The organism is Bradyrhizobium sp. CCBAU 53415, from assembly GCF_028128735.1.
In the GTDB taxonomy this organism is placed as follows: domain Bacteria; phylum Pseudomonadota; class Alphaproteobacteria; order Rhizobiales; family Xanthobacteraceae; genus Bradyrhizobium.
Window position 1 is genome coordinate 1371501 of the sequence record NZ_LBJF01000027.1, and the last position, 22707, is coordinate 1394207.

Genomic DNA, 22707 nt, shown 5'->3' on the forward strand with positions numbered 1-22707 from the left:
GGCCGACGAGGCCGTGCTGATATCGCCCTCGCATTGGCGGATATGGCGATCCGGTATCTAGGTGCGCACACACATATATAAGGAGCACGAGAATCTATAAGGAGCACGTGAATCGAGCTGAGCTCGCCATGCTCATCCTCGCCCCAGGCTTTCGCGCCAACTTCACGATCGCTTTCAGGTGAAAGAACGCAGCGACCTGGATTGCAGGGACCTGGGTTGATTCTGCCGCTGGGTGGCGGAGAGGGAGGGATTCGAACCCTCGATACAGCTTGAGACCGTATGACGCTTTAGCAAAGCGTTGCCTTCAGCCACTCGGCCACCTCTCCGGTGCGAGCCTTATGCCTCTAATTAGTTGGGCCGGTCAATTTGGAAGCGCGTGTTTTTGCTCGAATATTCCCAGTGATTTTCGAAGCAAGACGGATTTGTCCTCGGGCGAGAGCGTAGCGCTGCGAGAGCAGAGCCGAAGCTGGAGCGGCTGGCGCATGGCCGGCGTCGGAAGCTGAATTTGCCAGGGAATTCAATGGCGCGTGAGAGGGGCTGGAACCTGGCACCCCCGCGTCCTCGTTCGCGGAGCTGCCGGCCCGATCCCGATGATCCCCGCGCGACAAGAGAGTGTTTGCCGCCCGCCTGTGGCCGGGCTTGCGCCAGACTGGGAGTCGCGGAGGCAGGCTGATGCCTGCTCATTGAGTCTCTCTTGTGATTCCACGATTCGAGCCCGTCGAACCCCCTCCGGACCGAGGTCCCGGCTAGGGCGCCTCATGTGGGGAACTTTGATGGCAAGCGGAACCGTCAAAAAAATATCAATGTAAACAATATGTTGCGAAGGCGATCTGATCACATCTGCGTGTTATTTGTGCAACACCCGTCGGAAAACACGCTCCATCGGCCCGTTTCGGAGCGTTCTGTTGTTGTGTGTGCAAGGACGTTCGGTAATTGTGGCTGAGCGACGGAGGGGGGCATCCCGAGGTCGTCCCGTTTAGGTCATTCGCTTAAGTCCCTCGCGTTCATGCGGGTGTGTCCGAAGGCGCGAAGGAGCCCAAAGCGGTGATTTAGAGGGGGTTGGGGAATTGGCCGTCCGGTCAGTGACCTTCCCTGAAAGAGCAACTTGGAGGTTTAACATGAAGTTGGTTAAGAGCCTTTTGCTCGGCTCAGCGGCGGGTCTGATCGCCGTGGGCGGAGCGCAGGCAGCCGATCTGCCCGTGAAGGCCAAGGCGGTCGAATACGTGAAGATCTGCTCCCTGTACGGAGCCGGTTTCTACTACATCCCGGGCACTGACACCTGCATCAAGCTGGGTGGTTACTTGCGTGCTGAAGTCGCGCTGAACACCAACAGCGTCTACAACGGCGCGTTCAGCGGCGCTGCTGGCGCTAACAACCGCCTCAGCAACTACTACACCATGCGCGCTCGTGAAGATCTCAACATCGACACGCGCACCGCGACCGAATACGGCGTGGTCCGCACGTTCTTCGATGCGACCTTCTCGTGGACGACCGGCGGATACACCGGTGGCGGCACGACCGCGTACGACTCGGCCCCTCCCGGTACCTCGGGCAGCGGCTCGGTGGCCGGTGGTGCGCTCGGCGTGTACTACGCCTTCATCCAGTTCGCTGGCTTCACGATGGGTAAGGCGGTCTCCCAGTTCTCCGCTCCCTGGACCAACTATCCCGGCAACAACTTCGACGGTCTCGTCGGTGGCGGTGGCACGGTTACCGGTGTCAACCAGTTCACCTACACCGCTGACTTCGGCCAGGGTATCACGGCGTCGTTCTCGGCGCAGGATCAGGTCCAGTACTATCAGGCTGGTATCAACAACCTGGCCGTGCCGGGCACCTTCGGCTACGGCACCAGCGATATCGCCGGCTCGCGCTCGCCGGACCTCGTCGCTATGGTTCGCGTCGACCAGGCTTGGGGTCTGTTCCAGGCGTCGGTTGCGGCTCATGAGAACCATGCGGGCTACTACGGCGCCACTGAACTCACCGGTCATCCCAGCGACAAGTGGGGCTGGGCAGCTCAGCTGGCCTTGTCGATCAAGAACATCCCGACGGGTGCGGGTGACACGATCAACATCCAGGGCGTCTACACGGACGGTGCGACCCGTTACAACATCCAGGACCTCGCCGGTGGCGCAGGTGCTTGGACGAGCTACGGCAGCACGGGCCTGGCCGGTGCGTATCAGAGCCTCGGCATTGCCTTCGCGCCTGACGCGGTGTTCGTGACCGGCGGCGGCCTGGAGCTGGTCCAGACCTGGGGTATGCGCGGTGCGTACACCCACAACTGGGATCCGTACTGGAACACGGCGATCTACGGTGCGTACGCTGGCGTCCGCTACAGTGGCGCAGCCAAGACCGCGATGTGCGGCGTGGGCGGCACCATCTCGGTTGCCCTCGGCATTGCCTCGGCTTCCTGCAACCCCGACTACAACATCGCTCAGCTGGGTCTCATCACCCGCTGGACCCCGGTCAAGAACCTGACCTTCTCGGCTGACTTCAACTGGACCCACCTGGACCAGAAGTACGCGGCCGGCACGGTCACTGGGGCTGGCGCCAGCGCTGCGCTGGCCAAGCCGGGCCTGGCCGCTGGCGCTGTGTACGAGCTCAAGGATCAGGACAGCTTCACGCTGCTGCTCCGCGCTCAGCGCAACTGGTAAGTTCGGTCTAACGACCTGACAGAGAACCCCGGCGGGCAACCGCCGGGGTTTTTCTTTTGCCGGTCGTGCCGCTTTGCTTGACGCAATGGTCCGACTTGGTGCGCCACGCTCCGTCGACCTGATCGTTCTGCGACGCGGCCTAATGGGCGTCACCGTGGAAGAGGGAGGGGGCCGCGCTGCAAGCGGTTTCCGACCCGAGGCGCGCAGAGGACTGCGGGTACTCCGGCCCAGCCGTCCAGGCACCCTGACGATCTGGCCTTGCGGCAGGAGCGATCCACGCCTTCATCTGCCCGCCGAGGCACCGGCGAGCGTGCCGACCGGACCGCAATCGCCGCGGCGCTCACGGCGCGCGTGGCAAGGTCACGCCGGAAGATCGTGGGCGATCGCTGAATAGGCCTCGGCGACTCAAGGTCCTGCTGACGAGGACGGTGCCGGCTATCCTGGCTGCCGGCTGCGAGTCGAACGAGGGGTCTCTATTCCACGCTTCCGACGCCGCGGCGCAGATCGGCTTCGATCTGCAACCGCGTGCCGCCGCCGAAGCGGGCGCGGTAGACCTGAAGGTTCTCCATGATCCGCTGCACGTAGTTGCGCGTCTCGGAGAACGGAATCAGCTCGACCCAGTCGACCGCATCGACCTTCGGGTCGCGCGGATCGCCGTAGCGCTCGACCCACTTCCTCACGCTGCCGCGGCCGGCATTGTAGGCGGCGAAGGTCATGATGTAGGAGCCGCGATAATCCTCGAGCAGTCCGCCAAGCTCGGCCGAGCCGAGCGTGGCGTTGTAGACCGGATCGTTCTTCAGCCGCCCCAGGTCGTAGGTCGCGCCGTGGCGCTTGCAGACGTAGCGGGCGGCGTCCGGTGTCACCTGCATCAGCCCATAGGCCTGCGCCGGCGAAACCACACGCGGATTGAACGCGCTCTCCTGTCGCGCGATCGCATAGACGATGCTGCGCTCGACCTCGGGGCCGATCGGCGTGAACTGCGGAATGCCGTTGACCGGGTAGGCATAGAAGTCGAACGGCAGGCCGCGATTGAGCGCGCCTTTGCCGAGCAGCAGCATGCCGCGCGCGTCGCTATAGCGCTGGGCGAGCTCGCCAAGGCCGGCAAGCGCTTCCGGATCGCCGTTCTCGCCCATGTCGGCGAGCATGGGCACCGCGAGCTCGCGCTCGTCGAGCTCATACAGCAGTTGCGCAGCGCGCACGATCTCCAGCCGCTCGGCGCCGCGCCCGCGCGGCTGGCGGTTGAGCTCGATCTGCGGCAGGCCCAGCTTGGCCCGGGCGAGCTGGCCGTAATAGCTGGTCGACTGTTCGGCGGCGCGGGCATAGGCGTTGCGCGCGTCCTGCTGGCGGCCCAAAGCTTCCGCGGCGCGGCCCTGCCAATAGCCGGCACGCGCCAGCGCGGTCGGATTGACGCTGCCGACGCCGATGCGGGCAAAATGCTGGGTGGCGGTCGCGGGGTCGTTGAGGAAGCGCAGCGCGATCCACCCGGCGGTGAATTCCTGCTCGGTCTTGTAGATGTCGCGCGAGGGCAGGGCCGCATCTCGCGCAATCAGATAGGCGCTGCGGAATTCCTCGGTGTCGATCATCTTGCGGGCCAGAAGGCGCCGCTCGATCCACCATTCGTCGAGATTGTGCAGGCGACCCGGATCCTTCGGCGCGGACAGCATGAGCTGGGCGGCCTCGGTGAACTTCTCCTCGCGGCGCAGGAGCTGGATCCTGCTGAAGATGTAGCCGGGGTCATTGTGCAGCTCGCGCGGCACCGCCTCGAGCAGCGCCCGCGTGTTCGGCGCTTTCTTGACGGCGGCGATGCGGGCCCTGGCGAGCGCGACATAGCCGGCGCCGAGCCGCTTTGCGGCGCGCATCGCCGCCTCGGTCTCGCTGCCGTAGAGCAGGGTGTCCATCCGCGCTTTCTGGTCCCCCGGCGTCAGCAGGGCACCGAACTGGTCGAGCGCGTTGTTCTCGGTGTCCTCCGACATCGGATCGCTGCGCCAGGCCTCGCGCACCAGCCGCTCGGCATTGGCGCGGTCGCCGCGCGCCAGCATCGCCTTTGCGAGCGTGAAGCGGCCCTTGGCGGAGATCGGAGACTCATTCTCGAACCACGACCACGCGACCGAATCGTCGCGCCTGTCGTCCCACATCGCCGCCTCGAGGCGCCGGCGCAGGAAGACCTGCGACGGCCAGCTCGGATTGGCGGAGAGGAAGGCGCGATAGCGTTCCACGGTCGCGCCGTTGTCCTCGCTGCGCAGGATGATCCATTCGGCGAGCTTTCGCGCGACGGGATCCGAGATGCCGGCCGCGGCGTTGGTGGCGTCGCCGGCCTTGCGCTTGCGCACGAGCTCGATGACGCTCTCCAGCGTGTCCTTGTCGGCTTGCGACGTCGACGACGTCGCAGCGACCGCGGCCGGGATGACCGGCTTGCGCGGCGCCGCATGCTGGCGGGTCGCAGGGGCCAGCACGGGAGCTGCGACCGGTCTGGCGGCAACCGGGGCGGCGGGTCTGACGGTGGCCGTCGCGGGTGCGGCCTTGGGGTGCGATCGGTGGGGCGCAGGTTGCGATTTCGACGAGGGCACCGCTGCCGTGGGCCTGGGCTTGTCCTTCGCGGGTTCCTTGCCAGCTGCATCCTTGCCGGCAGTATCCTTGGCAGGCTTCTTCGCGGCATCCTTGGCCTGAGCGCCGGACGCACCCTTGCTCGCGCCCTTCGCCGCGTCCTTGCCGGTTCCCTTGACTGTTTCCCTGGTCGATCCTTTGTCTGGCCCCTTGACCGGTCCCTTGGCCGGTCCTTTGGCCGCGTCCTTGGTAGCCGGCTTCGCGGTGTCCCTGGCCGTTTCCGCCGTCGTCTCATTGGACTTGGCGAGGGCGGCGCAGCCTACCGACAGTCCTGCCATCAGGCACACGACCAGACCGGTGGATCGCCATGCGGCACGAGCAGAGGAGGTCACGGCGTTTCGTCGCCCCGAATCAGTGAAGTGGCTCAAGACCTAGCTGAATTCGATTGAATATGCGGAGAAAATACCAACAGCCGCTTACCTCGGGCCGATTTGCACCATCACCGCGGCAAAATCGCGGCCTAAAGGCTGCCTCACACGGAAGCGGGCCTTTTACCGGCAGGACAGACCCGATATGAATGGGGCTTGCTCGAAAGATAGCCGCGTACGGAGGAAGTCCATGGCAGCCAAGACGAAATTCCGGGGGTCGTTCACCGCCTTGGTCACGCCGTTCAAGAACGGCTCGCTGGACGAGGCGGCGTTCCGCTCCCTGGTCAACTGGCAGATTTCGGAGGGCACCAATGGCCTCGTCCCGGTCGGCACCACCGGCGAGAGCCCGACGCTCAGCCATGACGAGCACAAGAAGGTCGTCGAATGGTGCATCGCTGAAGCCAAGGGCCGCGTGCCTGTGATCGCGGGCGCCGGCTCCAACTCGACCAAGGAGGCGATCGAGCTCTCGCGGCACGCCGAAAAGGCGGGCGCGGACGCGGTGTTGATCGTCACGCCCTACTACAACAAGCCGACCCAGGAAGGGATGTACCAGCACTTCAAGGCCATCAACGACGCAATCGGCATTCCGATCATCATCTACAACATCCCGCCGCGTTCAGTCATCGACATGTCGGTCGACACCATGAAGCGGCTGTGGGAGCTGAAGAACATCGCCGGCGTCAAGGACGCCACCGCCAGCATGGTTCGCGTGTCGCAGCAGCGCGCGGCGATGGGCGAGGATTTCAACCAGCTCTCGGGCGAGGACGCCACCATCATCGGCTACATGGCCCATGGCGGCCATGGCTGCATCTCGGTGACCTCGAACGTCGCGCCGCGCCTGTGCTCGGAGTTCCACGCCGCCTGGCAGAAGGGCGACACCAAGGCGGCGCTCGCGATCCACGACAAGCTGATGCCGCTGCACAACAACCTCTTCATCGAGAGCAATCCGGCGCCGATCAAGTACGCGATGTCGCTGCTCGGCAAGCTCGACGAGACGCTGCGACTGCCGATGGTGCCGGTTTCGGAGCCGACGCGCGTTGCCGTGCGCAGTGCCATGGTGCACGCTGGGCTGATCAACTGATGCGCTAGCCAAATCGGGGGCGTCATGAGCGTCGACGAGAAGGGCATGCGGATGCTCAAGGAGTTCCGCGAGTTCGCCATGAAGGGCAACGTCGTCGACCTCGCGGTCGGCGTCATCATCGGCGCGGCCTTCGGGGCCATCGTCAACTCGCTGGTCGGCGACGTCATCATGCCGATCATCGGCGCCGTCACCGGCGGGCTCGACTTCTCGAACTACTACACCCCCTTGTCGAAGGCAGTCACCGCCACCAACTTAGCTGATGCGAAAAAGCAAGGCGCCGTGCTGGCTTGGGGCAGCTTCCTCACGCTGACGCTCAACTTCATCATCGTCGCCTTCGTGCTGTTCCTGGTCATCCGCGCCATGAACACGCTGAAGCGCAAGGAAGAGGCGGCGCCGGCCGCTCCCCCGAAGCCGTCGGCCGAGGTCGAGCTGCTGACCGAGATCCGCGATCTCCTCAAGAAGTGACGCGCGCACTTCATCCGAACTGTTAGAATCCGCGCGCATCTCTGTCAGGTTTGTCCGTCATGGCCGATAAGAACGAACGTCCGATCAAGGTCATGGCGGAAAATCGCAAGGCCCGCTTCAATTACGCCATCGAGGACACGATCGAGGCGGGCATTGCGCTGACCGGCACCGAGGTCAAATCGATCCGCAACGGCAAGAGCACGATCGCGGAATCCTACGCCGATTCCAAGGACGGCGAGATCTGGCTGATCAACGCCACCATTCCAGAATATCTCCAGGGCAACCGATTCAATCACGAGCCCAAGCGGCCGCGCAAACTGCTTCTCCACCGCCGGCAGATCAACAAGCTGATGGGCGCGGTCGACCGCGAGGGCATGACGCTGATCCCGCTCAAGCTTTACTTCAACGAGCGCGGTCGCGCCAAGCTGCAGCTGGCGGTTGCAAAAGGCAAGAAACTGCACGACAAACGCGAGTCCGAGAAGAAGCGCGACTGGAGCCGGGAGAAGGGCCGGCTGATGCGGGCGAGGGGATGACGGGATGAATCAGCGGAACCTGCTCGAGGTCGATTGGAGCCAGATTCCCGCGCCCTCCGACGACGGCGGCGCCGCGCATCTCGAGGGCATGATGTTGCCGTCGATCAGCCTGCTCGCAACCGACGACACGTCGGTCACGCTGTCGGCGCTGCGCGGCCGCACCGTCGTGTTCGCCTATCCCCGCACCGGCGAGCCCGGCAAGATCGCGCTGGTGGATGATTGGGACATGATCCCGGGGGCACGTGGTTGCACGCCCCAGACTTGCGCGTTTCGTGATCTGTTCGCCGAGCTGAAAGCCGCCGGTGCCTCCCACGTGTTCGGCCTCTCGACCCAGAGCAACGAATACCAGACCGAGATGGCCTCGCGCCTTCATCTGCCGTTCCCGGTGCTCTCGGACGAGAAGCTGGCGCTCACGCGCGCCTTGAACTTGCCCACGATGGAGGTCGCAGGCCTGACGCTGATCAGGCGCCTGGCGCTGATCATCGATGACGCCAGGATCACGCATGTGTTCTATCCGGTGTTTCCGCCCGACCGGAACGCCGGTGAGGTGCTCGACTGGCTGAAGGCCAATCCCACCAAGGGCTAGATCGCCGGCACCGGATGCGTTTTGTTTGAAACGATGCGGGCTGAGGGTTTCACCTCTCCGCGCCGGGAGAGGTGAACCCTGCCTAGTCTGACTGTATCAAGGCTCTAATCGAGATCCGCCTTCACCTTCGCGAACACGCTTCGGAACATGACCGGCGTCAGCACGCCCGTGTTCGTGTTGTAGCGCGAGCAATGATAGCTGTCGTAGAGCTTGAACGCGCCGGCCTGATGCACCGCGCCGTGGCCGAAGGGGGCCTGCGAGCCCTTCAAATTCAGCGGCTTGAGCACGCTGTCGTGCGCAATCCGCCCGAGCGCGACGATCGCGCGCAGGTTCGGCATCGATGCGAGATTCGCCGCGAGAAACTGACGGCAGGTGTTGATTTCGACCGGCAGCGGCTTGTTCTGCGGCGGCACGCAATGCACCGCATTGGCGATCCGGCAGTCGACCAGTTTCAGGCCGTCATCGGGGCGCGCCTGATAGGTCCCCCTGGCAAAGCCGTATTCGATCAGCGTGGTGTAGAGCAGGTCGCCGGCATAGTCGCCGGTGAATGGCCGTCCCGTGCGGTTGGCGCCCTGCATTCCCGGCGCGAGGCCCACGATCAAAAGGCGCGCCTTGATGTCGCCGAAGGGCGCAACCGGCGCATTGTGCCACGACGGCTCGCGTGCGCGATTCGCCTCGCGAAAGGCGACCAGGCGCGGACAGAGCGGGCAGTCACGGTCGGGAACGACGGTGAGAGGCTGGCGGCCTGACCGGGCCGCCTCACTCCTCGAAGTCGTCATCGCCCCTCGGCGCCATCGTGGTTGCGCGCTGGAGGAATTGCGGGGCGTGGTGGCGTTCGCCACGCTCGCCGCGGTCACGCGGGGCGGGGCGTTCGGACGGATCGCGGCCGAGCTTGGATTGCAGCTCGACGAGGTCGGTGAAGACGTCGGCCTGGCGGCGCAGCTCGTCGGCGATCATCGGCGGCTGGCTGGCGATGGTGGAGATCACCGTGACCCGCACGCCGCGGCGCTGCACGGCCTCGACCAGGGAGCGGAAGTCGCCGTCACCCGAGAACAGCACCATCTGGTCGATGTGCTCGGCGAGCTCCATGGCGTCCACGGCGAGCTCGATGTCCATGTTGCCCTTCACCTTGCGGCGGCCGGAGGCGTCGATGAATTCCTTGGTCGCCTTGGTGACGACGGTGTAGCCGTTGTAGTCCAGCCAGTCGATCAATGGGCGGATCGAGGAGTATTCCTGGTCTTCGATGATGGCGGTGTAATAGAACGCCCGCAACAACGTCCCGCGGCTCTGAAACTCCTTCAGCAGGCGCTTGTAGTCGATGTCGAAGCCCAGAGTTTTCGCCGTCGCGTAGAGATTGGCCCCATCGATGAAGAGCGCGATCTTGTTGGTAGGAGAAGGTGACATTCAGTTTGCTCGCGTAGTAGTCGTGATTGATCGTTTTTTGTTGGCGCGGCGATGGCAAGCCGCGCAGTTCTAGAGTGCCGCTGAGACCCGTCGAAACCGCAAATCCGGAGAAGTCGGGGCAATCAAGGTATAGTTATGGCGGACTTGCATATGCCCGATGCCGCCCTCGATGGCAGCATGGAAAACCACCCGTCCTGGCCCCAATGTGGGGTTACCAGAGCCGTTTGGCGAGGCCAAATCACAAATTGGCCTTGCGAAACCCTCCCGGTCCCTATAACTAGCGCCATTCATCCACATATTTCGTCCACCCACAACGGAGCGACAGTTCATGGCTCGCGTCACCGTAGAAGATTGTATCGACAAGGTCGACAACCGGTTTGACCTGGTCCTGCTGGCCGCCCACCGTGCCCGCATGATTTCGTCCGGCTCACAACTAACGGTTGACCGCGATAACGACAAGAACCCTGTTGTGTCTTTGCGCGAAATTGCCGAGACGACGATTTCGCCGGAGGACCTCCGCGAGGAGCTGGTGCACTCGCTCCAGAAGTTCGTCGAGGTGGATGAGCCCGAGCCTGATACGGTGCCGCTGATCGGTTCCGCGGGCGCGAGCGTCGATGCGGACGACACCGAAGTTGCCGTGGAGCGCATGACCGAAGAGGAGCTCCTGAAGGGTCTGGAAGGCCTCGCGCCTCCCGAGGAGCAGCCCGAGGAAGACGAGTAATTCCTCCGTCGCGATCGTCGACTTCTTGTGATCTTATCAAAGGCCCGAACCGTCGTTCGGGCCTTTGCTTTTGTTGACGTTTTCGTGGTTACCATAGCGTTGCCGGCTGGCGCTGCGTCCTGTCACTGAATTGATCGGACACAAGTGCGATCGGAGCTAGGATGTATACAACGGGGCCGGCCCAGGGCCCGTTTGAAGGCAGGACGGCATGGCGTATCGGCGCAGACCCTTGCAGATGCAGGCAGCAACCGAATCGGTTGCAGTGGCCCCGGCTGCGCCCGTCGCGCGTCCGGCCAGGCCCCGCGCGCGCATGATGCGTCAATATGACCTCGTCGAGCGCGTCAGATCCTACAATCCCAACACCAACGAAGACCTGCTGAATCGGGCCTATGTCTACGCCATGAAGGCGCATGGTTCGCAGACCCGCGCCTCGGGCGATCCGTATTTCTCGCACCCGCTCGAAGTGGCGGCGATTCTCACCGACCTGAAGCTCGACGACGCCACCATCGTGGCCGCGCTGCTTCACGATACGATCGAGGACACGGAAGCGACACGGGCCGAGATCGATCAGATCTTCGGGCCCGAGATCGGCGCGCTGGTCGAGGGCCTGACCAAGCTGAAGCGGCTCGAGCTGGTCTCGCGCGAGGCCAAGCAGGCCGAGAATCTGCGCAAATTGCTGCTGGCCATCGCCGACGATGTCCGCGTGCTCCTGGTCAAGCTCGCTGACCGCCTGCACAACATGCGCACGCTCGACTTCGTGCCGACGGAATCGCGCCGGCGCATCGCCGAGGAGACGCTCGACATCTACGCTCCGCTGGCGGGGCGCATGGGCATGCAGGAAATGCGCGAGGAGCTGGAGGATCTGTCCTTCCGCACCCTCGATCCCGAAGCCTATTCGGTGGTGATGCAGCGGCTCGATGCGCTCGCCGAGCGCAACCGCAACCTGATCGGGGAGATCGAGGACCAGCTCTCCAACAATCTGCGTCACCGGGGCCTCGGCGCGCGCGTCTATGGCCGCCGCAAGAAGCCGTTCTCGATCTGGACCAAGATGGAGCGCAAGTCAGTCGGCTTCGAGCAATTGTCCGACATCTTCGGCTTCCGCCTCGTCGTCAACGACATCGAGGCCTGTTATCGCGCGCTCGGGATCGTCCATACCACCTGGCCGGTCGTGCCGGGGCGCTTCAAGGACTACATTTCGACGCCGAAGCAGAACGACTACCGCTCGATCCATACCACGGTGATCGGCCCTGGTAACCAGCGCGTCGAGCTCCAGATCCGAACCGAGGCGATGGACCAGATCGCCGAGCGCGGCATCGCCGCACATGTGTTCTACAAGGAAGGCGTCGGCTCGCCGACCGAATTCCTCAAGCGCGAGTCCACTGCGTTTGCCTGGCTGCGCCACACCATCGGAATCCTCTCGGAGAGCGCCAATCCGGAGGAATTCCTCGAGCACACCAAGCTCGAGCTGTTCCACGACCAGGTGTTCTGCTTCACCCCGAAGGGCAAGCTGATCGCGTTGCCCCGCCACGCCAACGTGATCGATTTCGCCTATGCCGTGCATACCGACGTGGGCAACAGCGCGGTGGGCTGCAAGATCAACGGCAAGTTCGCGCCGCTGTCCTCGGAACTCCAGAATGGCGACGAGGTCGAGGTGCTGACCTCCGAGGCGCAATCGGCGCCGCCGTCGGCCTGGGAAACGCTCGCCGTCACCGGCAAGGCGCGTGCCGCGATCCGCCGCGCCACGCGCACCGCGGTGCGCGATCAATATGTCGGTCTCGGCCGGCGCATCGTCGAGCGTCTGTTCGAGCGCGCCAAGATCGAATACGCCGACGACAAGCTCAAGGGCGCGCTGCCGCGGCTCGCGCGCACCTCGATCGAGGACGTCATGGCGGCGGTCGGCCGGGGCGAGATCAAGGCGTCCCACGTCGCGCGTGCGATGTACCCCGACTACAAGGAGGAGCGCATCGCGCGCTACGGCGTCAAGAAAGGGCTTGCCGCCAAGCTCAAGGAGAAGTCCTCGGAACCGCGCAGCCCGGTTGCGATCCCGATCCGTGGCATCAATTCCGACCTTCCGGTGAAGTTCGCGCCGAACGGCGGCGCCGTGCCCGGGGATCGCATCGTCGGCATCGTCACGCCGGGCGAGGGCATCACGATCTATCCGATCCAGGCGCCGGCCCTGAAGGATTTCGAGGAGGAGCCGGAGCGCTGGCTCGACGTCCGCTGGGACATCGAGGATTCCGCACCGCAACGTTTCCCGGCCCGTATCAGGGTGGAGAACGTCAACGAGCCCGGCGCGCTGGCGCAGATCGCGACCGTGATCGCCGAGCACGACGGCAACATCGACAACATCAGCATGCAGCGCCGCTCGCCCGATTTCACGGAGACGACGATCGACCTCGAAGTCTACGATCTGAAGCACCTGAGCGCGATCCTGGCCCAGTTGCGCGCGAAGGCGGTCGTCGCCAAAGTCGAACGTGTTAATGGATAGACGCTTTGCCTATGCTTCTGTCGTCCTGATTTCGTGAGTCCTGAAATGCCCGCTTCGAAGCTCCGCCTCGGCGTCAATGTCGATCATGTCGCGACCCTGCGTAACGCGCGCGGCGGCCGCAATCCCGATCCGGTGCGCGCGGCGCTGCTCGCGATCGAGGCCGGTGCCGACGGCATCACCGCCCATTTGCGCGAGGATCGCCGGCACATCCGCGACGAGGACATGGCGCGGCTGAAGGCCGAGATCTCCAAGCCGCTCAATTTCGAGATGGCGGCGACCGACGACATGATGCGCATCTCGCTCGCCACCAGGCCGCATGCGGTTTGCCTGGTTCCGGAGCGGCGCCAGGAGGTGACGACCGAGGGCGGGTTGGATGTGGTCGGCCAGCACAACGCGCTCGCGCCCTATATCGCGCGGCTGAACGATGCCGGCATCCGGGTTTCGCTGTTCATCGCGGCCGATCCCGCCCAGATCGAAATGGCGGCCCGGCTGCGCGCGCCCGTGATCGAGATCCACACCGGCGCCTGGTGTGACGCCGTCGTCGACGGCCATAGCGACAAGGCGGCCGCCGAATGGCAACGGATCGTCGCGGGGGCGAAACTTGCGAAGGCCGCCGGGCTCGAGGTTCATGCCGGGCACGGGCTGGACTACGCGACGGCGGAGACGATCGCGGCCCTGCCTGAGATCATGGAGCTCAATATCGGCTACTACATGATCGGCGAAGCGCTGTTCGTGGGGCTGGCCGAGACCGTGCGCAACATGCGCGCGGCGATGGACCGCGGCCGGAGCCGGGCATGATCATCGGCATCGGCTCCGACCTGATCGACATCACCCGCGTGGCCAAGGTGATCGAGCGCCATGGCGAGCGCTTCCTCGACCGCATCTTCACGGCAGCCGAGCGGGCCAAGGCTGAGCGGCGTGCCAGGAACGAGAAGATGGTGGTGGCGACCTACGCCAAGCGCTTTGCCGCCAAGGAGGCCTGCTCCAAGGCGCTAGGCACCGGCATCAGGCGCGGCGTCTGGTGGCGCGACATGGGGGTGGTCAACCTGCCGGGCGGGCGGCCGACCATGCAATTGACCGGCGGCGCCCAGGCCCGGCTCCAGGCCCTGACGCCGGAGGGGTTCGAGGCGCGGATCGACGTTTCGATCACCGACGACTGGCCGCTGGCGCAGGCCTTTGTCATCATTTCCGCAGTCCCACTGCCGAAATCGTGACGGATCTCCCATAGTTTTGTGATTTGCTCGATAAATCAATGTCTTATTCAATTTTGATGCGATCCTTGATTGCGTGGCAAGCGACAAGCGTCTAAAAGTCCGCCGACGCAAATCAGCCTGGGCGAATTCGGCTTTACGCCGGAATTGGCCCTCACTATCAGAATCAGGACAATCTCCGTGGGCCGCGAAGCAATGGGCTGCTCGCGCCAGGAGGGCGCTCTGTGACCGCCGGCCGGAATTGAGAGAGCAATGAGCGTGACTTCAGGAACGAAAACTGAGAGCGGCGTCGGTGAAACGATCCGGGTCGTGATCCATGCCCTCCTGATCGCGCTGGTGATCCGCACCTTCCTGTTTCAGCCCTTCAACATCCCGTCCGGCTCGATGAAGGCGACGTTGCTGGTCGGCGACTATCTGTTCGTCTCGAAATATTCCTACGGCTACAGCCACTATTCGATTCCGTTCTCGCCGCCGCTGTTCTCGGGACGGATCTGGGGCTCGGATCCGAACCGCGGCGACATCGTCGTGTTTCGCCTGCCGAAGGACGATTCCACCGACTACATCAAACGCGTGATCGGCCTTCCCGGCGACCACGTCCAGATGCGGGACGGGCTGCTCTACATCAACGACACGCCGGTCGAGCGGCAGCGCATGAGCGAATATGTCGGCGAGGACCCCTGCGGCTCGGAAGGCGGCGGCATCTCCCGGGTGAAGCGCTGGAAGGAGACGCTGCCGAACGGCGTGTCCTATGAGACGCTGGACTGCGCCGACAACGGCTACATGGACAACACCAACGTCTACACGGTGCCGCCCGGCCACTTCTTCATGATGGGCGACAACCGCGACAACTCCACCGATAGCCGCTTTCTCGGCCAGGTCGGCTACGTGCCGCGGGAGAATTTGATCGGCCGCGCCCAGATGATCTTCTTCTCCATCGCTGAAGGCGAGCATGCCTGGATGTTCTGGCGCTGGCCGTGGGCGGTACGCTGGAAACGCTTCTTCAAAATCGTCCGATGAAAGACGAAGCCAAGGACATCGCGACCCAACCGACCGAGGCGCAAGCGGGCCCCGAAGGGGAAGCTGCGACCAAGACCGTTGCGAACAAGGCACCTGCGAAGAAGAAGCGGGTGCGGAGCAGCAAGGCCAAGGGCACGGATGCGAACGCGGCGCTCGAGGCGCGCATCGGCCACAGCTTCGCTGACCCGAACCTCTTGATGCAGGCGATCACGCATGTTTCTGCGCTGAAGTCCGGGCGCAAGCGCGGCGACAGCTATCAGCGACTGGAATTCCTCGGCGACCACGTGCTCGGGCTCGTCGTCTCCGACATGCTCTATCACGCTTTCCCGAACGCCGACGAAGGCGAGCTGTCCAAGCGTCTTGCCGAGCTCGTGCGCAAGGAAAGCTGCGCCGACGTCGCCAAGTCGCTCGGCCTGCTCGACGACATCAAGCTCGGCTCGGTCGGCTCCAGTGCCGACGCTCGCCTGCGCAAGTCCGTCCTCGGTGACATCTGCGAGGCCGTTATCGGCGCCATCTTCCTCGACGGCGGCCATGCGGCGGCGGCCGAATTCGTCAAGCGCAACTGGACCGAGCGAATGCACAAGCCGCGCCGTCCCTTGCGCGATCCCAAGACCGTCCTTCAGGAATGGGCGCAAGGCAAGGGACTGCCGACGCCGGTTTATCGCGAGGTCGAGCGCACCGGCCCGCATCACGATCCGCAGTTCCGCGTCGCCGTCGACCTGCCGGGGCTGGCGCCGGCCGAAGGCATCGGCGGCAGCAAGCGCGCGGCAGAGAAGGTGGCGGCTTCGGTGATGATCGAACGCGAAGGCGTTGGCGGCGGCAATGACGGCTGAAGCAAGCGGCGGGGCGCCGTCCACTGCTACGCGCTGCGGTTTCGTTGCGCTGATCGGCGCGCCGAATGTCGGCAAATCCACGCTGGTCAACGCGCTGGTCGGCGCCAAGGTCACGATCGTCTCGCGCAAGGTGCAGACCACGCGCGCGCTGATCCGCGGCATCGTGATCGAGAACAACGCGCAGATCATCCTGGTCGACACGCCCGGCATCTTCCTGCCCAAGCGGAGGCTCGACCGCGCCATGGTCTCGACCGCCTGGAGCGGGGCGCATGACGCCGATCTCATCTGCGTGCTGCTCGATGCCAAGACCGGGATTGACGAGGAGGCCGAGGCCATCCTCGCCAAGGCGGCCAGCGTCAATCACGAGAAGATTCTTGTCATCAACAAGGTCGACCTGGTCCAGCGCGAGAAGCTGCTGGCTCTGGCCCAGGCCGCCAACGAGCGCATGAAGTTCGCGCGGACCTTCATGATCTCGGCGATCTCGGGTGACGGCGTCGACGATATCCGCAAGACGCTCGCGGAAATGGTGCCGCCGGGCCCGTTCCTCTATCCCGAGGATCAGATGTCGGACGCGCCGATGCGGCAGCTCGCGGCCGAAATCACGCGCGAGAAGATCTATCAGAAGCTGCACCAGGAACTGCCCTACCAGTCCACGGTCGAGACCGACAAATGGGAGGAGCGCAAGGACAAGTCGGTGCGCATCGAGCAGACGATCTTCGTCGAGCGCGAAAGCCAGCGCAAGATCGTGCTCGGCAAGGGCGGCGCCACCATCAAGTCGATCGGCGCGGATTCGCGGAAGGAACTGATGCAGATCCTGGATGTGCCGGTGCATCTGTTCCTGTTCGTCAAGGTGCGCGAGAACTGGGGCGACGATCCCGATCGCTACCGCGAGATGGGCCTGGATTTCCCCAAGGAATAACCAAGAAAAGATCGGTATCCGATGAGCGTGCCCAGCAACGTCCGGCGCTTCGAAGCGCTGCTCTATGCATCGTTGATGCTGGATGCCCTCTCGGTCGCGGTGCAGGACCGCACGCCCAATGCGGAGATGACCGAGCAGACGATCATGACGGCGACCTTGCTCGCCGGCGGCATGATCCTGCTCCTCGTCTATTTCGTCTGGCTGGCCGCGCATTGGCGCAAGAACTGGCCGCGCTGGGTGCTGGCGGCGGCCCTCGTGCTGTCGGTGATCTCGCTCGGCCAGATCATCGGCGAGAAGGGCATGGAGCTCGACAGCGCCATCGAGATCGTCTCCTGCGCGCTGACGACGATGGGGCTGTATTGCTCCTTCACCGGCGATGCGAAGGGCTGGTTCAACGCGTGAATTGATCTGTTCTGTCGTTCCGGGGCGATGCGAAGCATCGAACCCGGAATCTCGAGATTCCGGGTTCGCCTCTTCGAGGCGCCCCGGAATGACGGGGGATGGCGCTGCGCTCCCGACTGGAATCCTGTAGTATTCCCTCCATGGAATGGACCGATGAAGGCATCGTGCTGGGCGTGCGGCGGCATGGCGAGAGCAGCGCCATCGTCGAGCTGCTGACGCGCGCGCACGGCCGGCATCTCGGCCTCGTGCGCGGAGGGGCCGGCTCGCGGATGCGGCCGCTCCTGCAGCCCGGCAACAGCGTCAGCGCGGTGTGGCGGGCGCGGCTCGACGAGCATCTCGGTACCTATGCGATCGAGGGATTGAAGCTGCGTGCCGCGACGCTGCTGGCATCGTCGCACGGCGTCTACGGCGTCACCCATCTGGCTTCGATCGCGCGGCTCTTGCCGGAACGCGATCCGCACGAAGACATCTTTGCGCTGCTCGAACATTCGCTCGAGGATTTCGACGATATCGGCAGCGCGGCCGTGCACGTCATCCATTTCGAGCTGGCGATGCTCGCCGAGCTGGGTTTCGGCCTGGCGCTGGACAATTGTGCGGTGACGGGCGAGACCACGGACCTGATCTATGTCTCGCCGAAATCCGGCGGTGCGGTGTCGCGCGGCGCGGGCGAGCCGTGGCGCGACCGGCTGTTGCGCCTGCCGCCGTTCCTGCGCCAAGGTGAAACCGCGAGCGATCTCACCGAGCAGGATCTCCAGGACGGCTTCCGGCTGACCGGCCTTTTCCTGCTGCGCCACGTGCTGGAGCCACGCGGGCAGGGCCATTCCGACGCGCGGGCCGGCTTCATCAATGCCTTGATACGGCAGCAGGCGAGGGCGGCGATCCCTGCGCCATGAGCCGAGCGGGATTCTGCATTGCCCCCGGGCATGGAGTTCCCCGGAACGAAATCGGGCCGGTCGAGTTCGCCTTCGGGGTTCCACAACGGGGACAGCCTAAATGTTGATCAGGGGATTCGCCTTGTCCACGGCGCTGCTTGCGTTCGCGCCTGATGCAATGGCCGGCGAGCCGCAGCCGGGTGTGGTTCGCAGGGCTTCCTGCACGGTCGTCCGGTACTATGTGGCGAAATATTCCGCTGCAGCCGCAGAGACATGGGCGCGGTCCCATGGCGCGACCGAGGCCGAGATCGAGGCCGCTCGGCGTTGCCTGACCAATGCGCCGGCGCCCACTCAGGCCAAAACTCAGACCTTCACGGCCGGCTGGGCCGGCCAGTAGGCCGCCCACAGGGAACCAATCGATCCTTGCCCGATTCGCCTCCACGGTTTAACCGGGCGGCATGGGAAAACGAATCGTTCCGCCGGAAGAACCGGCCGAAATCCACGAGGTGCCGCTGCGCGAGGCGCTGGAAGAGCGTTATCTCGCTTACGCGCTCTCCACCATCATGCATCGCGCGCTGCCGGACGCGCGCGATGGCCTGAAGCCCGTGCATCGGCGGATCCTCTACGGCATGCGCCTGCTTCGGCTCGATCCCGGCACCGCCTTCAAGAAGTCCGCCAAGATCGTCGGCGACGTGATGGGCTCGTTCCATCCGCACGGCGACCAGGCGATCTACGACGCCATGGTCCGCCTCGCGCAGGATTTCTCCTCGCGCTATCCGCTGGTCGACGGCCAGGGCAATTTCGGCAATATCGACGGCGATAATCCCGCCGCCTATCGCTACACCGAAGCGCGCATGACCGACGTCGCGCGGCTTCTGCTCGAGGGCATCGACGAGGACGGTGTCGAGTTCCGCGCCAACTACGACGGCCAGTCGAAGGAACCCGTCGTGCTGCCCGGCGGCTTCCCGAACCTGCTCGCCAACGGCGCGCAGGGTATCGCGGTCGGCATGGCGACCTCGATTCCGCCGCACAACGCCGCCGAGCTGTGCGACGCCGCGCTCCACCTGATCGAGAAGCCCGACGCGAAATCCAGGGCGCTGCTGAAGTGGGTCAAGGGCCCGGATTTCCCGACCGGCGGCATCTGCGTCGATTCCAAGCAGGCGATCGCCGAAGCCTACACCACCGGCCGAGGCTCGTTCCGCGTCCGCGCCAGATGGCAGCAGGAGGAGGGCGCGCGCGGCACCTGGGTCGTCGTCGTCACCGAGATTCCCTTCCTGGTGCAGAAGTCGCGGCTGATCGAGAAGATCGCCGAGCTTCAGGACCAGAAGAAGCTGCCGCTGGTCGGCGACATCAGGGACGAGTCGGCCGAAGACGTCCGCATCGTCATCGAGCCGAAGTCGAAGAACGTCGATCCCGCACTGATGATGGAATCGCTGTTTCGGCTGACCGAGCTCGAAAACAAGATTCCGCTGAACCTCAACGTGCTGATCAAGGGCCGCATCCCCAAGGTGGTCGGCCTTGCCGAAGCCCTGCGCGAATGGCTCGATCATCTGCGCGACGTGCTGATCCGCCGCAGCAACTATCGCAAGGCGCAGATCGAGCACCGGTTGGAGGTCCTCGGCGGCTTCCTGATCGCCTATCTGAATATCGACAAGGTGATCAAGATCATCCGCACCGAGGATGAGCCGAAGCCGGCGTTGATGAAGGAGTTCAAGCTCACCGAGGTGCAGGCCGAAGCCATCCTCAACATGCGCCTGCGCTCCTTGCGCAAGCTCGAGGAAATGGAGATCCGCACCGAGGACAAGAACCTTCGTGCCGAGCTCAAGGGCATCAACGCGGTGCTCGCTTCCGAAGCGGAGCAGTGGAAGAAGGTCGGCGAGCAGGTCGGCAAGGTCCGCGACATGTTCGGGCCGAAGACGCCGCTCGGCAAGCGCCGCACCACCTTTGCCGACGCGCCCGAGCACGATCTCGCCGCGATCGAGGAAGCCTTCGTCGAGCGCGAGCCGGTGACGGTCGTGGTCTCCGACAAGGGCTGGATCCGCACCATGAAGGGGCATGTCGAGGATCTCTCCGGGCTCGCCTTCAAGCAGGACGACAAGCTCGGCTTCGCCTTCTTCGCTGAGACGACCTCGAAGCTGCTGCTGTTCGCGACCAACGGCAAGTTCTACTCTCTCGATGTCGCGAAGCTGCCGGGCGGCCGCGGCCACGGCGAACCGATCCGCCTGTTCATCGACCTCGAGCAGGAAGCTGCGCCCGTCGCGCTGTTCGTCCACAAGGGCGGACGCAAATTCCTGGTCGCGAGCCACGAGGGCCAGGGCTTCGTCGTCAACGAGGACGATTGCGTCGGCACCACCAAGAAGGGCAAGCAGGTCCTCAACGTCGACATGCCGAACGAGGCGCGCGCGATCACCGAAGTGCTCGGCGACACCGTCGCGGTCATCGGCGAGAACCGCAAGATGCTGGTCTTCCCGCTCGACCAGGTGCCGGAGATGGCGCGCGGCCGCGGCGTGCGCCTGCAGAAGTACAAGGATGGCGGGCTCTCGGACGTTGCCGTGTTCGACGCCAAGGCCGGCCTGACCTGGAAGGACTCCGCGGGCCGCGAATTCTCGGCGACCATGAAGGAGCTCGCTGAGTGGCAAGGCACCCGCGCCGACGCCGGCCGGCTGCCGCCGAAGGGGTTCCCGAAGTCGAACAAGTTCGGCAAGGTGATCGGATAGGCGCGACTGCCGCCTCATCGTCATTGCGAGCGCAGCGAAACAATCCAGCCTTTCCGTCGAGGGATTCTGGATTGCTTCGCGGAGCCTGTATCGGGCCGCGCTTCGCGCGGACCCGGTGGCTCGCATGACGGGATGCGATTGCACCGCTCTCCAACTCAGAAGTGCGTATCCCGCAGGCGCGTACCAGATAGTCGCGTGTGCATGAGTGCCTCCGTCGATCGGGCACGAACATTGCTTTTTCGCCGCTGCAAGTGAACTTTCGATAAGCAGCAAAAAAAGGCACCAATGTTCAAACTGAAATCTTTCATTCCCGCGCTGCTCGGTCTCGCGCTGGTATCCGCGCCCGCGCATGCGGCAGGCAATCTCGTCGCGGTGCTCGAGGCGGAAATCGTCACGCTCGATCCGATTTTCTCGCCAGCCTACATTTCGCGCACGTTCGGCTACATGGTGTTCGACACGCTGTTTGCGAAGGACTCCAAGGGCGACGTCAAGCCGCAGATGGTGCAGGACTGGAAGGTCTCCGCCGATGGTCTGACCTACACGTTCACGCTGCGCGACGGCCTGAAATGGCATGACGGCCAGCCGGTGACGGCGGCCGATTGCGTTGCCTCGCTGCGCCGCTGGGGCACCCGCAACGCGCTCGGCCGCCGTATTTCCGCGATTACGACTTCGCTCGAGCCGACCGACGCCAAGACCTTCGTGCTGACGCTGAAGGAGCCATCCGGGCTCGTCATCGACGCGCTCGGCAATCCCGTCAGCCCCGTGGCCTTCATGATGCCGGAGCGCATCGCCAAGACACCCGGCGACCAGCGCATCACCGAGATTATCGGCTCCGGCCCGTTCGTCTACAGCAAGGCTGATCACCGCACCGGCGATCGCATGATCCTGAAGAAGTTCGCCGACTACGTACCGCGTCCCGAGCCCGCCGACTTCCTGGCCGGCGGCAAGCGCGTCAACGTCGACACGCTCGAGATCCGCGTCATCCCGGACGGATCGACCGCGGCGTCCGCGCTCCAGGCCGGCGAAGTCGACTTCATGCAATATGCGCCGTTCGATCTGTTGCCGCAGATGGAGAAGAATTCGCGCATCAAGGTCGTCAACTTCACCGGCGGCAACATGTTTGCCGGCGCCTATCGCCTCAACGCCGCGTCGAAGCCGTTCGACGATCCCGCCATCCGTCGCGTGCTGTGGAAGCTGGTCGACCAGCGCGAGGTGCTGGATGCGCTCGGCCTCGATGCCAAATACGCCACGCCCTGCGCGACGTTCTTCACCTGCGGGACCACCTATGAGAGCAAGGCCGGCACGGAAGCCGCCGCCAATCCGTCGATAGAAGCGGCGAAAGCCGCACTGAAGGCGACAAAATATGCCGGCGAGCCGGTGGTCGTGATGGAGGCCAACGATCTCGAAGCGCCGCGCGTCTCGGCGCAGGTGCTGGCCGAGCGGCTGAAGGCGGTCGGCTTCAACGTCGATCTGCAGGTGATGGACTGGGCGAGCGTGCTGGCGCGCCGCGCCAAGAAGGAGGGCTGGAGCGTTTACGGCGTCCACGCCGGCGGCTTCGATCTGGGCTCGCCGCTGACCAACATCATGGTGGCGTTCAATTGCGCCGACTTCACAGGCTGGCAATGCGATCAGCGCATCACGCCGTTGCTGGAAGCCTTCGCCAAGGCGCCGGCCGAGGAGGACCGCAAGAAGATCGCGGGCGATATCCAGGCCGTCATGTACGATCAGGCACCCGCAATTCCGTGGGGCCAGTTCGCCCAGCCGGCCGCCTATCGCGCGACCCTGCGCGGTCTGATACCGTCCGCCATCCCGGTGTTCTGGAACGTTGAGAAGTAACG

20 protein-coding genes and 1 tRNA gene are annotated in these 22707 nt (G+C 64.4%); 17 read left to right on the forward strand and 4 right to left on the reverse strand.

Going from position 1 to position 22707, the window contains the following annotated elements:
• Positions 1 to 233 precede the first annotated feature (233 nt).
• Positions 234 to 326 (reverse strand) — tRNA-Ser (locus XH87_RS34615).
• A 792-nt stretch (positions 327 to 1118) separates the two neighbouring features.
• Here XH87_RS34615 and XH87_RS34620 point away from each other — a divergent pair.
• On the forward strand, positions 1119 to 2648 hold the full coding sequence (locus XH87_RS34620) for a porin (RefSeq protein ID WP_271590662.1): 1530 nt from the start codon (positions 1119 to 1121) through the stop codon (positions 2646 to 2648).
• A 473-nt stretch (positions 2649 to 3121) separates the two neighbouring features.
• Here the strand turns inward: XH87_RS34620 and XH87_RS34625 are convergent, their stop codons facing one another.
• Entirely contained in the window at positions 3122 to 5530 is a 2409-nt protein-coding gene (locus tag XH87_RS34625; protein ID WP_271590935.1) for a transglycosylase SLT domain-containing protein, read from the reverse strand.
• 280 nt (positions 5531 to 5810) lie between these two features.
• On the opposite strand from XH87_RS34625, the gene dapA reads away from it, so the two are divergent.
• Genes dapA through XH87_RS34645 form a run of 4 tightly spaced genes read left to right on the forward strand, consistent with a single transcriptional unit; the run spans position 5811 to position 8285 of the window.
• Positions 5811 to 6701: a 4-hydroxy-tetrahydrodipicolinate synthase gene (dapA, locus tag XH87_RS34630; RefSeq protein WP_157287355.1), complete on the forward strand. Its 891-nt coding sequence runs from the start codon at positions 5811 to 5813 to the stop codon at positions 6699 to 6701.
• Between the two features lie 51 nt (positions 6702 to 6752).
• Positions 6753 to 7166, forward strand: coding sequence for a large conductance mechanosensitive channel protein MscL (mscL, locus tag XH87_RS34635; protein WP_035709982.1), 414 nt, complete (start codon positions 6753 to 6755; stop codon positions 7164 to 7166).
• A 59-nt stretch (positions 7167 to 7225) separates the two neighbouring features.
• Positions 7226 to 7699 (forward strand): SsrA-binding protein SmpB, encoded by a 474-nt coding sequence (smpB, locus tag XH87_RS34640; protein ID WP_035709956.1) that lies wholly within the window; start codon positions 7226 to 7228, stop codon positions 7697 to 7699.
• A 4-nt stretch (positions 7700 to 7703) separates the two neighbouring features.
• Positions 7704 to 8285 (forward strand): peroxiredoxin, encoded by a 582-nt coding sequence (locus tag XH87_RS34645; protein ID WP_271590663.1) that lies wholly within the window; start codon positions 7704 to 7706, stop codon positions 8283 to 8285.
• A 104-nt stretch (positions 8286 to 8389) separates the two neighbouring features.
• Here XH87_RS34645 and XH87_RS34650 read toward each other — a convergent pair whose 3' ends face one another.
• Both XH87_RS34650 and XH87_RS34655 read right to left on the reverse strand, forming a co-directional pair.
• Positions 8390 to 9064, reverse strand: a complete 675-nt coding sequence (locus XH87_RS34650) for a uracil-DNA glycosylase (RefSeq protein WP_271590664.1) — start codon at positions 9062 to 9064, stop codon at positions 8390 to 8392.
• Positions 9045 to 9689: a LabA-like NYN domain-containing protein gene (locus XH87_RS34655; protein ID WP_027573659.1), complete on the reverse strand. Its 645-nt coding sequence runs from the start codon at positions 9687 to 9689 to the stop codon at positions 9045 to 9047. Before XH87_RS34655 ends, XH87_RS34650 begins: the two co-directional genes overlap by 20 nt.
• Positions 9690 to 10017: 328 nt before the next feature.
• Between XH87_RS34655 and rpoZ the strand changes: the two genes are divergently transcribed.
• The 12 genes from rpoZ (at position 10018) to XH87_RS34715 (ending at position 22705) form a co-directional block, all read left to right on the forward strand.
• The gene (gene rpoZ / locus XH87_RS34660; RefSeq protein ID WP_007603391.1) at positions 10018 to 10410 is read left to right on the forward strand and encodes a DNA-directed RNA polymerase subunit omega; all 393 of its coding nucleotides are present in this window, start codon (positions 10018 to 10020) and stop codon (positions 10408 to 10410) included.
• A 208-nt stretch (positions 10411 to 10618) separates the two neighbouring features.
• Complete coding sequence (locus tag XH87_RS34665) at positions 10619 to 12898, forward strand: RelA/SpoT family protein (protein ID WP_271590665.1); 2280 nt, start codon at positions 10619 to 10621, stop codon at positions 12896 to 12898.
• 45 nt (positions 12899 to 12943) lie between these two features.
• Complete coding sequence (locus XH87_RS34670; protein WP_271590666.1) at positions 12944 to 13696, forward strand: pyridoxine 5'-phosphate synthase; 753 nt, start codon at positions 12944 to 12946, stop codon at positions 13694 to 13696.
• Entirely contained in the window at positions 13693 to 14112 is a 420-nt protein-coding gene (acpS, locus tag XH87_RS34675) for a holo-ACP synthase (protein WP_158669421.1), read from the forward strand. The genes XH87_RS34670 and acpS overlap by 4 nt, the downstream gene beginning before the upstream one ends.
• 249 nt (positions 14113 to 14361) lie before the next feature.
• Positions 14362 to 15126 (forward strand): signal peptidase I, encoded by a 765-nt coding sequence (gene lepB / locus XH87_RS34680; RefSeq protein ID WP_035709969.1) that lies wholly within the window; start codon positions 14362 to 14364, stop codon positions 15124 to 15126.
• Positions 15123 to 15959 carry a ribonuclease III gene (gene rnc / locus XH87_RS34685; RefSeq protein WP_271590667.1) on the forward strand — a complete coding sequence of 279 codons (837 nt, stop codon included), beginning with the start codon at positions 15123 to 15125 and terminating at the stop codon, positions 15957 to 15959. The genes lepB and rnc overlap by 4 nt, the downstream gene beginning before the upstream one ends.
• Positions 15949 to 16878: a GTPase Era gene (gene era, locus XH87_RS34690; protein ID WP_271590668.1), complete on the forward strand. Its 930-nt coding sequence runs from the start codon at positions 15949 to 15951 to the stop codon at positions 16876 to 16878. The genes rnc and era overlap by 11 nt, the downstream gene beginning before the upstream one ends.
• A gap of 21 nt (positions 16879 to 16899) precedes the next feature.
• A complete protein-coding gene (locus XH87_RS34695) occupies positions 16900 to 17280 on the forward strand; it encodes a hypothetical protein (RefSeq protein ID WP_271590669.1) in 381 nt (126 codons plus the stop codon).
• A 140-nt stretch (positions 17281 to 17420) separates the two neighbouring features.
• Positions 17421 to 18173 (forward strand): DNA repair protein RecO, encoded by a 753-nt coding sequence (recO, locus tag XH87_RS34700; RefSeq protein WP_271590936.1) that lies wholly within the window; start codon positions 17421 to 17423, stop codon positions 18171 to 18173.
• 100 nt (positions 18174 to 18273) lie between these two features.
• Positions 18274 to 18549 (forward strand): hypothetical protein, encoded by a 276-nt coding sequence (locus XH87_RS34705; RefSeq protein WP_158669424.1) that lies wholly within the window; start codon positions 18274 to 18276, stop codon positions 18547 to 18549.
• Between the two features lie 61 nt (positions 18550 to 18610).
• Positions 18611 to 20869, forward strand: coding sequence for a DNA topoisomerase IV subunit A (gene parC / locus XH87_RS34710; protein ID WP_271590670.1), 2259 nt, complete (start codon positions 18611 to 18613; stop codon positions 20867 to 20869).
• Positions 20870 to 21154: 285 nt separating this feature from the next.
• A complete protein-coding gene (locus XH87_RS34715) occupies positions 21155 to 22705 on the forward strand; it encodes an ABC transporter substrate-binding protein (protein WP_271590671.1) in 1551 nt (516 codons plus the stop codon).
• Positions 22706 to 22707 lie beyond the last annotated feature (2 nt).

Excerpts from the sequence above, each read along its gene's own strand:
- XH87_RS34655 (WP_027573659.1), bottom strand. The coding sequence starts at position 9,689 with ATGTCACCTTCTCCTACCAACAAGATCGCGCTCTTCATCGATGGGGCC.
- XH87_RS34665 (WP_271590665.1), top strand. The coding sequence starts at position 10,619 with ATGGCGTATCGGCGCAGACCCTTGCAGATGCAGGCAGCAACCGAATCG.
- XH87_RS34670 (WP_271590666.1), top strand. The coding sequence starts at position 12,944 with ATGCCCGCTTCGAAGCTCCGCCTCGGCGTCAATGTCGATCATGTCGCG.
- lepB (WP_035709969.1), top strand. The coding sequence starts at position 14,362 with ATGAGCGTGACTTCAGGAACGAAAACTGAGAGCGGCGTCGGTGAAACG.
- XH87_RS34625 (WP_271590935.1), bottom strand. The coding sequence starts at position 5,530 with ATGGCAGGACTGTCGGTAGGCTGCGCCGCCCTCGCCAAGTCCAATGAG.
- acpS (WP_158669421.1), top strand. The coding sequence starts at position 13,693 with ATGATCATCGGCATCGGCTCCGACCTGATCGACATCACCCGCGTGGCC.
- XH87_RS34650 (WP_271590664.1), bottom strand. The coding sequence starts at position 9,064 with ATGACGACTTCGAGGAGTGAGGCGGCCCGGTCAGGCCGCCAGCCTCTC.
- XH87_RS34705 (WP_158669424.1), top strand. The coding sequence starts at position 18,274 with ATGTTGATCAGGGGATTCGCCTTGTCCACGGCGCTGCTTGCGTTCGCG.
- parC (WP_271590670.1), top strand. The coding sequence starts at position 18,611 with ATGGGAAAACGAATCGTTCCGCCGGAAGAACCGGCCGAAATCCACGAG.
- rpoZ (WP_007603391.1), top strand. The coding sequence starts at position 10,018 with ATGGCTCGCGTCACCGTAGAAGATTGTATCGACAAGGTCGACAACCGG.
- mscL (WP_035709982.1), top strand. The coding sequence starts at position 6,753 with ATGCTCAAGGAGTTCCGCGAGTTCGCCATGAAGGGCAACGTCGTCGAC.
- XH87_RS34695 (WP_271590669.1), top strand. The coding sequence starts at position 16,900 with ATGAGCGTGCCCAGCAACGTCCGGCGCTTCGAAGCGCTGCTCTATGCA.
- dapA (WP_157287355.1), top strand. The coding sequence starts at position 5,811 with ATGGCAGCCAAGACGAAATTCCGGGGGTCGTTCACCGCCTTGGTCACG.
- XH87_RS34620 (WP_271590662.1), top strand. The coding sequence starts at position 1,119 with ATGAAGTTGGTTAAGAGCCTTTTGCTCGGCTCAGCGGCGGGTCTGATC.
- recO (WP_271590936.1), top strand. The coding sequence starts at position 17,421 with ATGGAATGGACCGATGAAGGCATCGTGCTGGGCGTGCGGCGGCATGGC.
- rnc (WP_271590667.1), top strand. The coding sequence starts at position 15,123 with ATGAAAGACGAAGCCAAGGACATCGCGACCCAACCGACCGAGGCGCAA.
- era (WP_271590668.1), top strand. The coding sequence starts at position 15,949 with ATGACGGCTGAAGCAAGCGGCGGGGCGCCGTCCACTGCTACGCGCTGC.
- XH87_RS34715 (WP_271590671.1), top strand. The coding sequence starts at position 21,155 with ATGTTCAAACTGAAATCTTTCATTCCCGCGCTGCTCGGTCTCGCGCTG.
- XH87_RS34645 (WP_271590663.1), top strand. The coding sequence starts at position 7,704 with ATGAATCAGCGGAACCTGCTCGAGGTCGATTGGAGCCAGATTCCCGCG.
- smpB (WP_035709956.1), top strand. The coding sequence starts at position 7,226 with ATGGCCGATAAGAACGAACGTCCGATCAAGGTCATGGCGGAAAATCGC.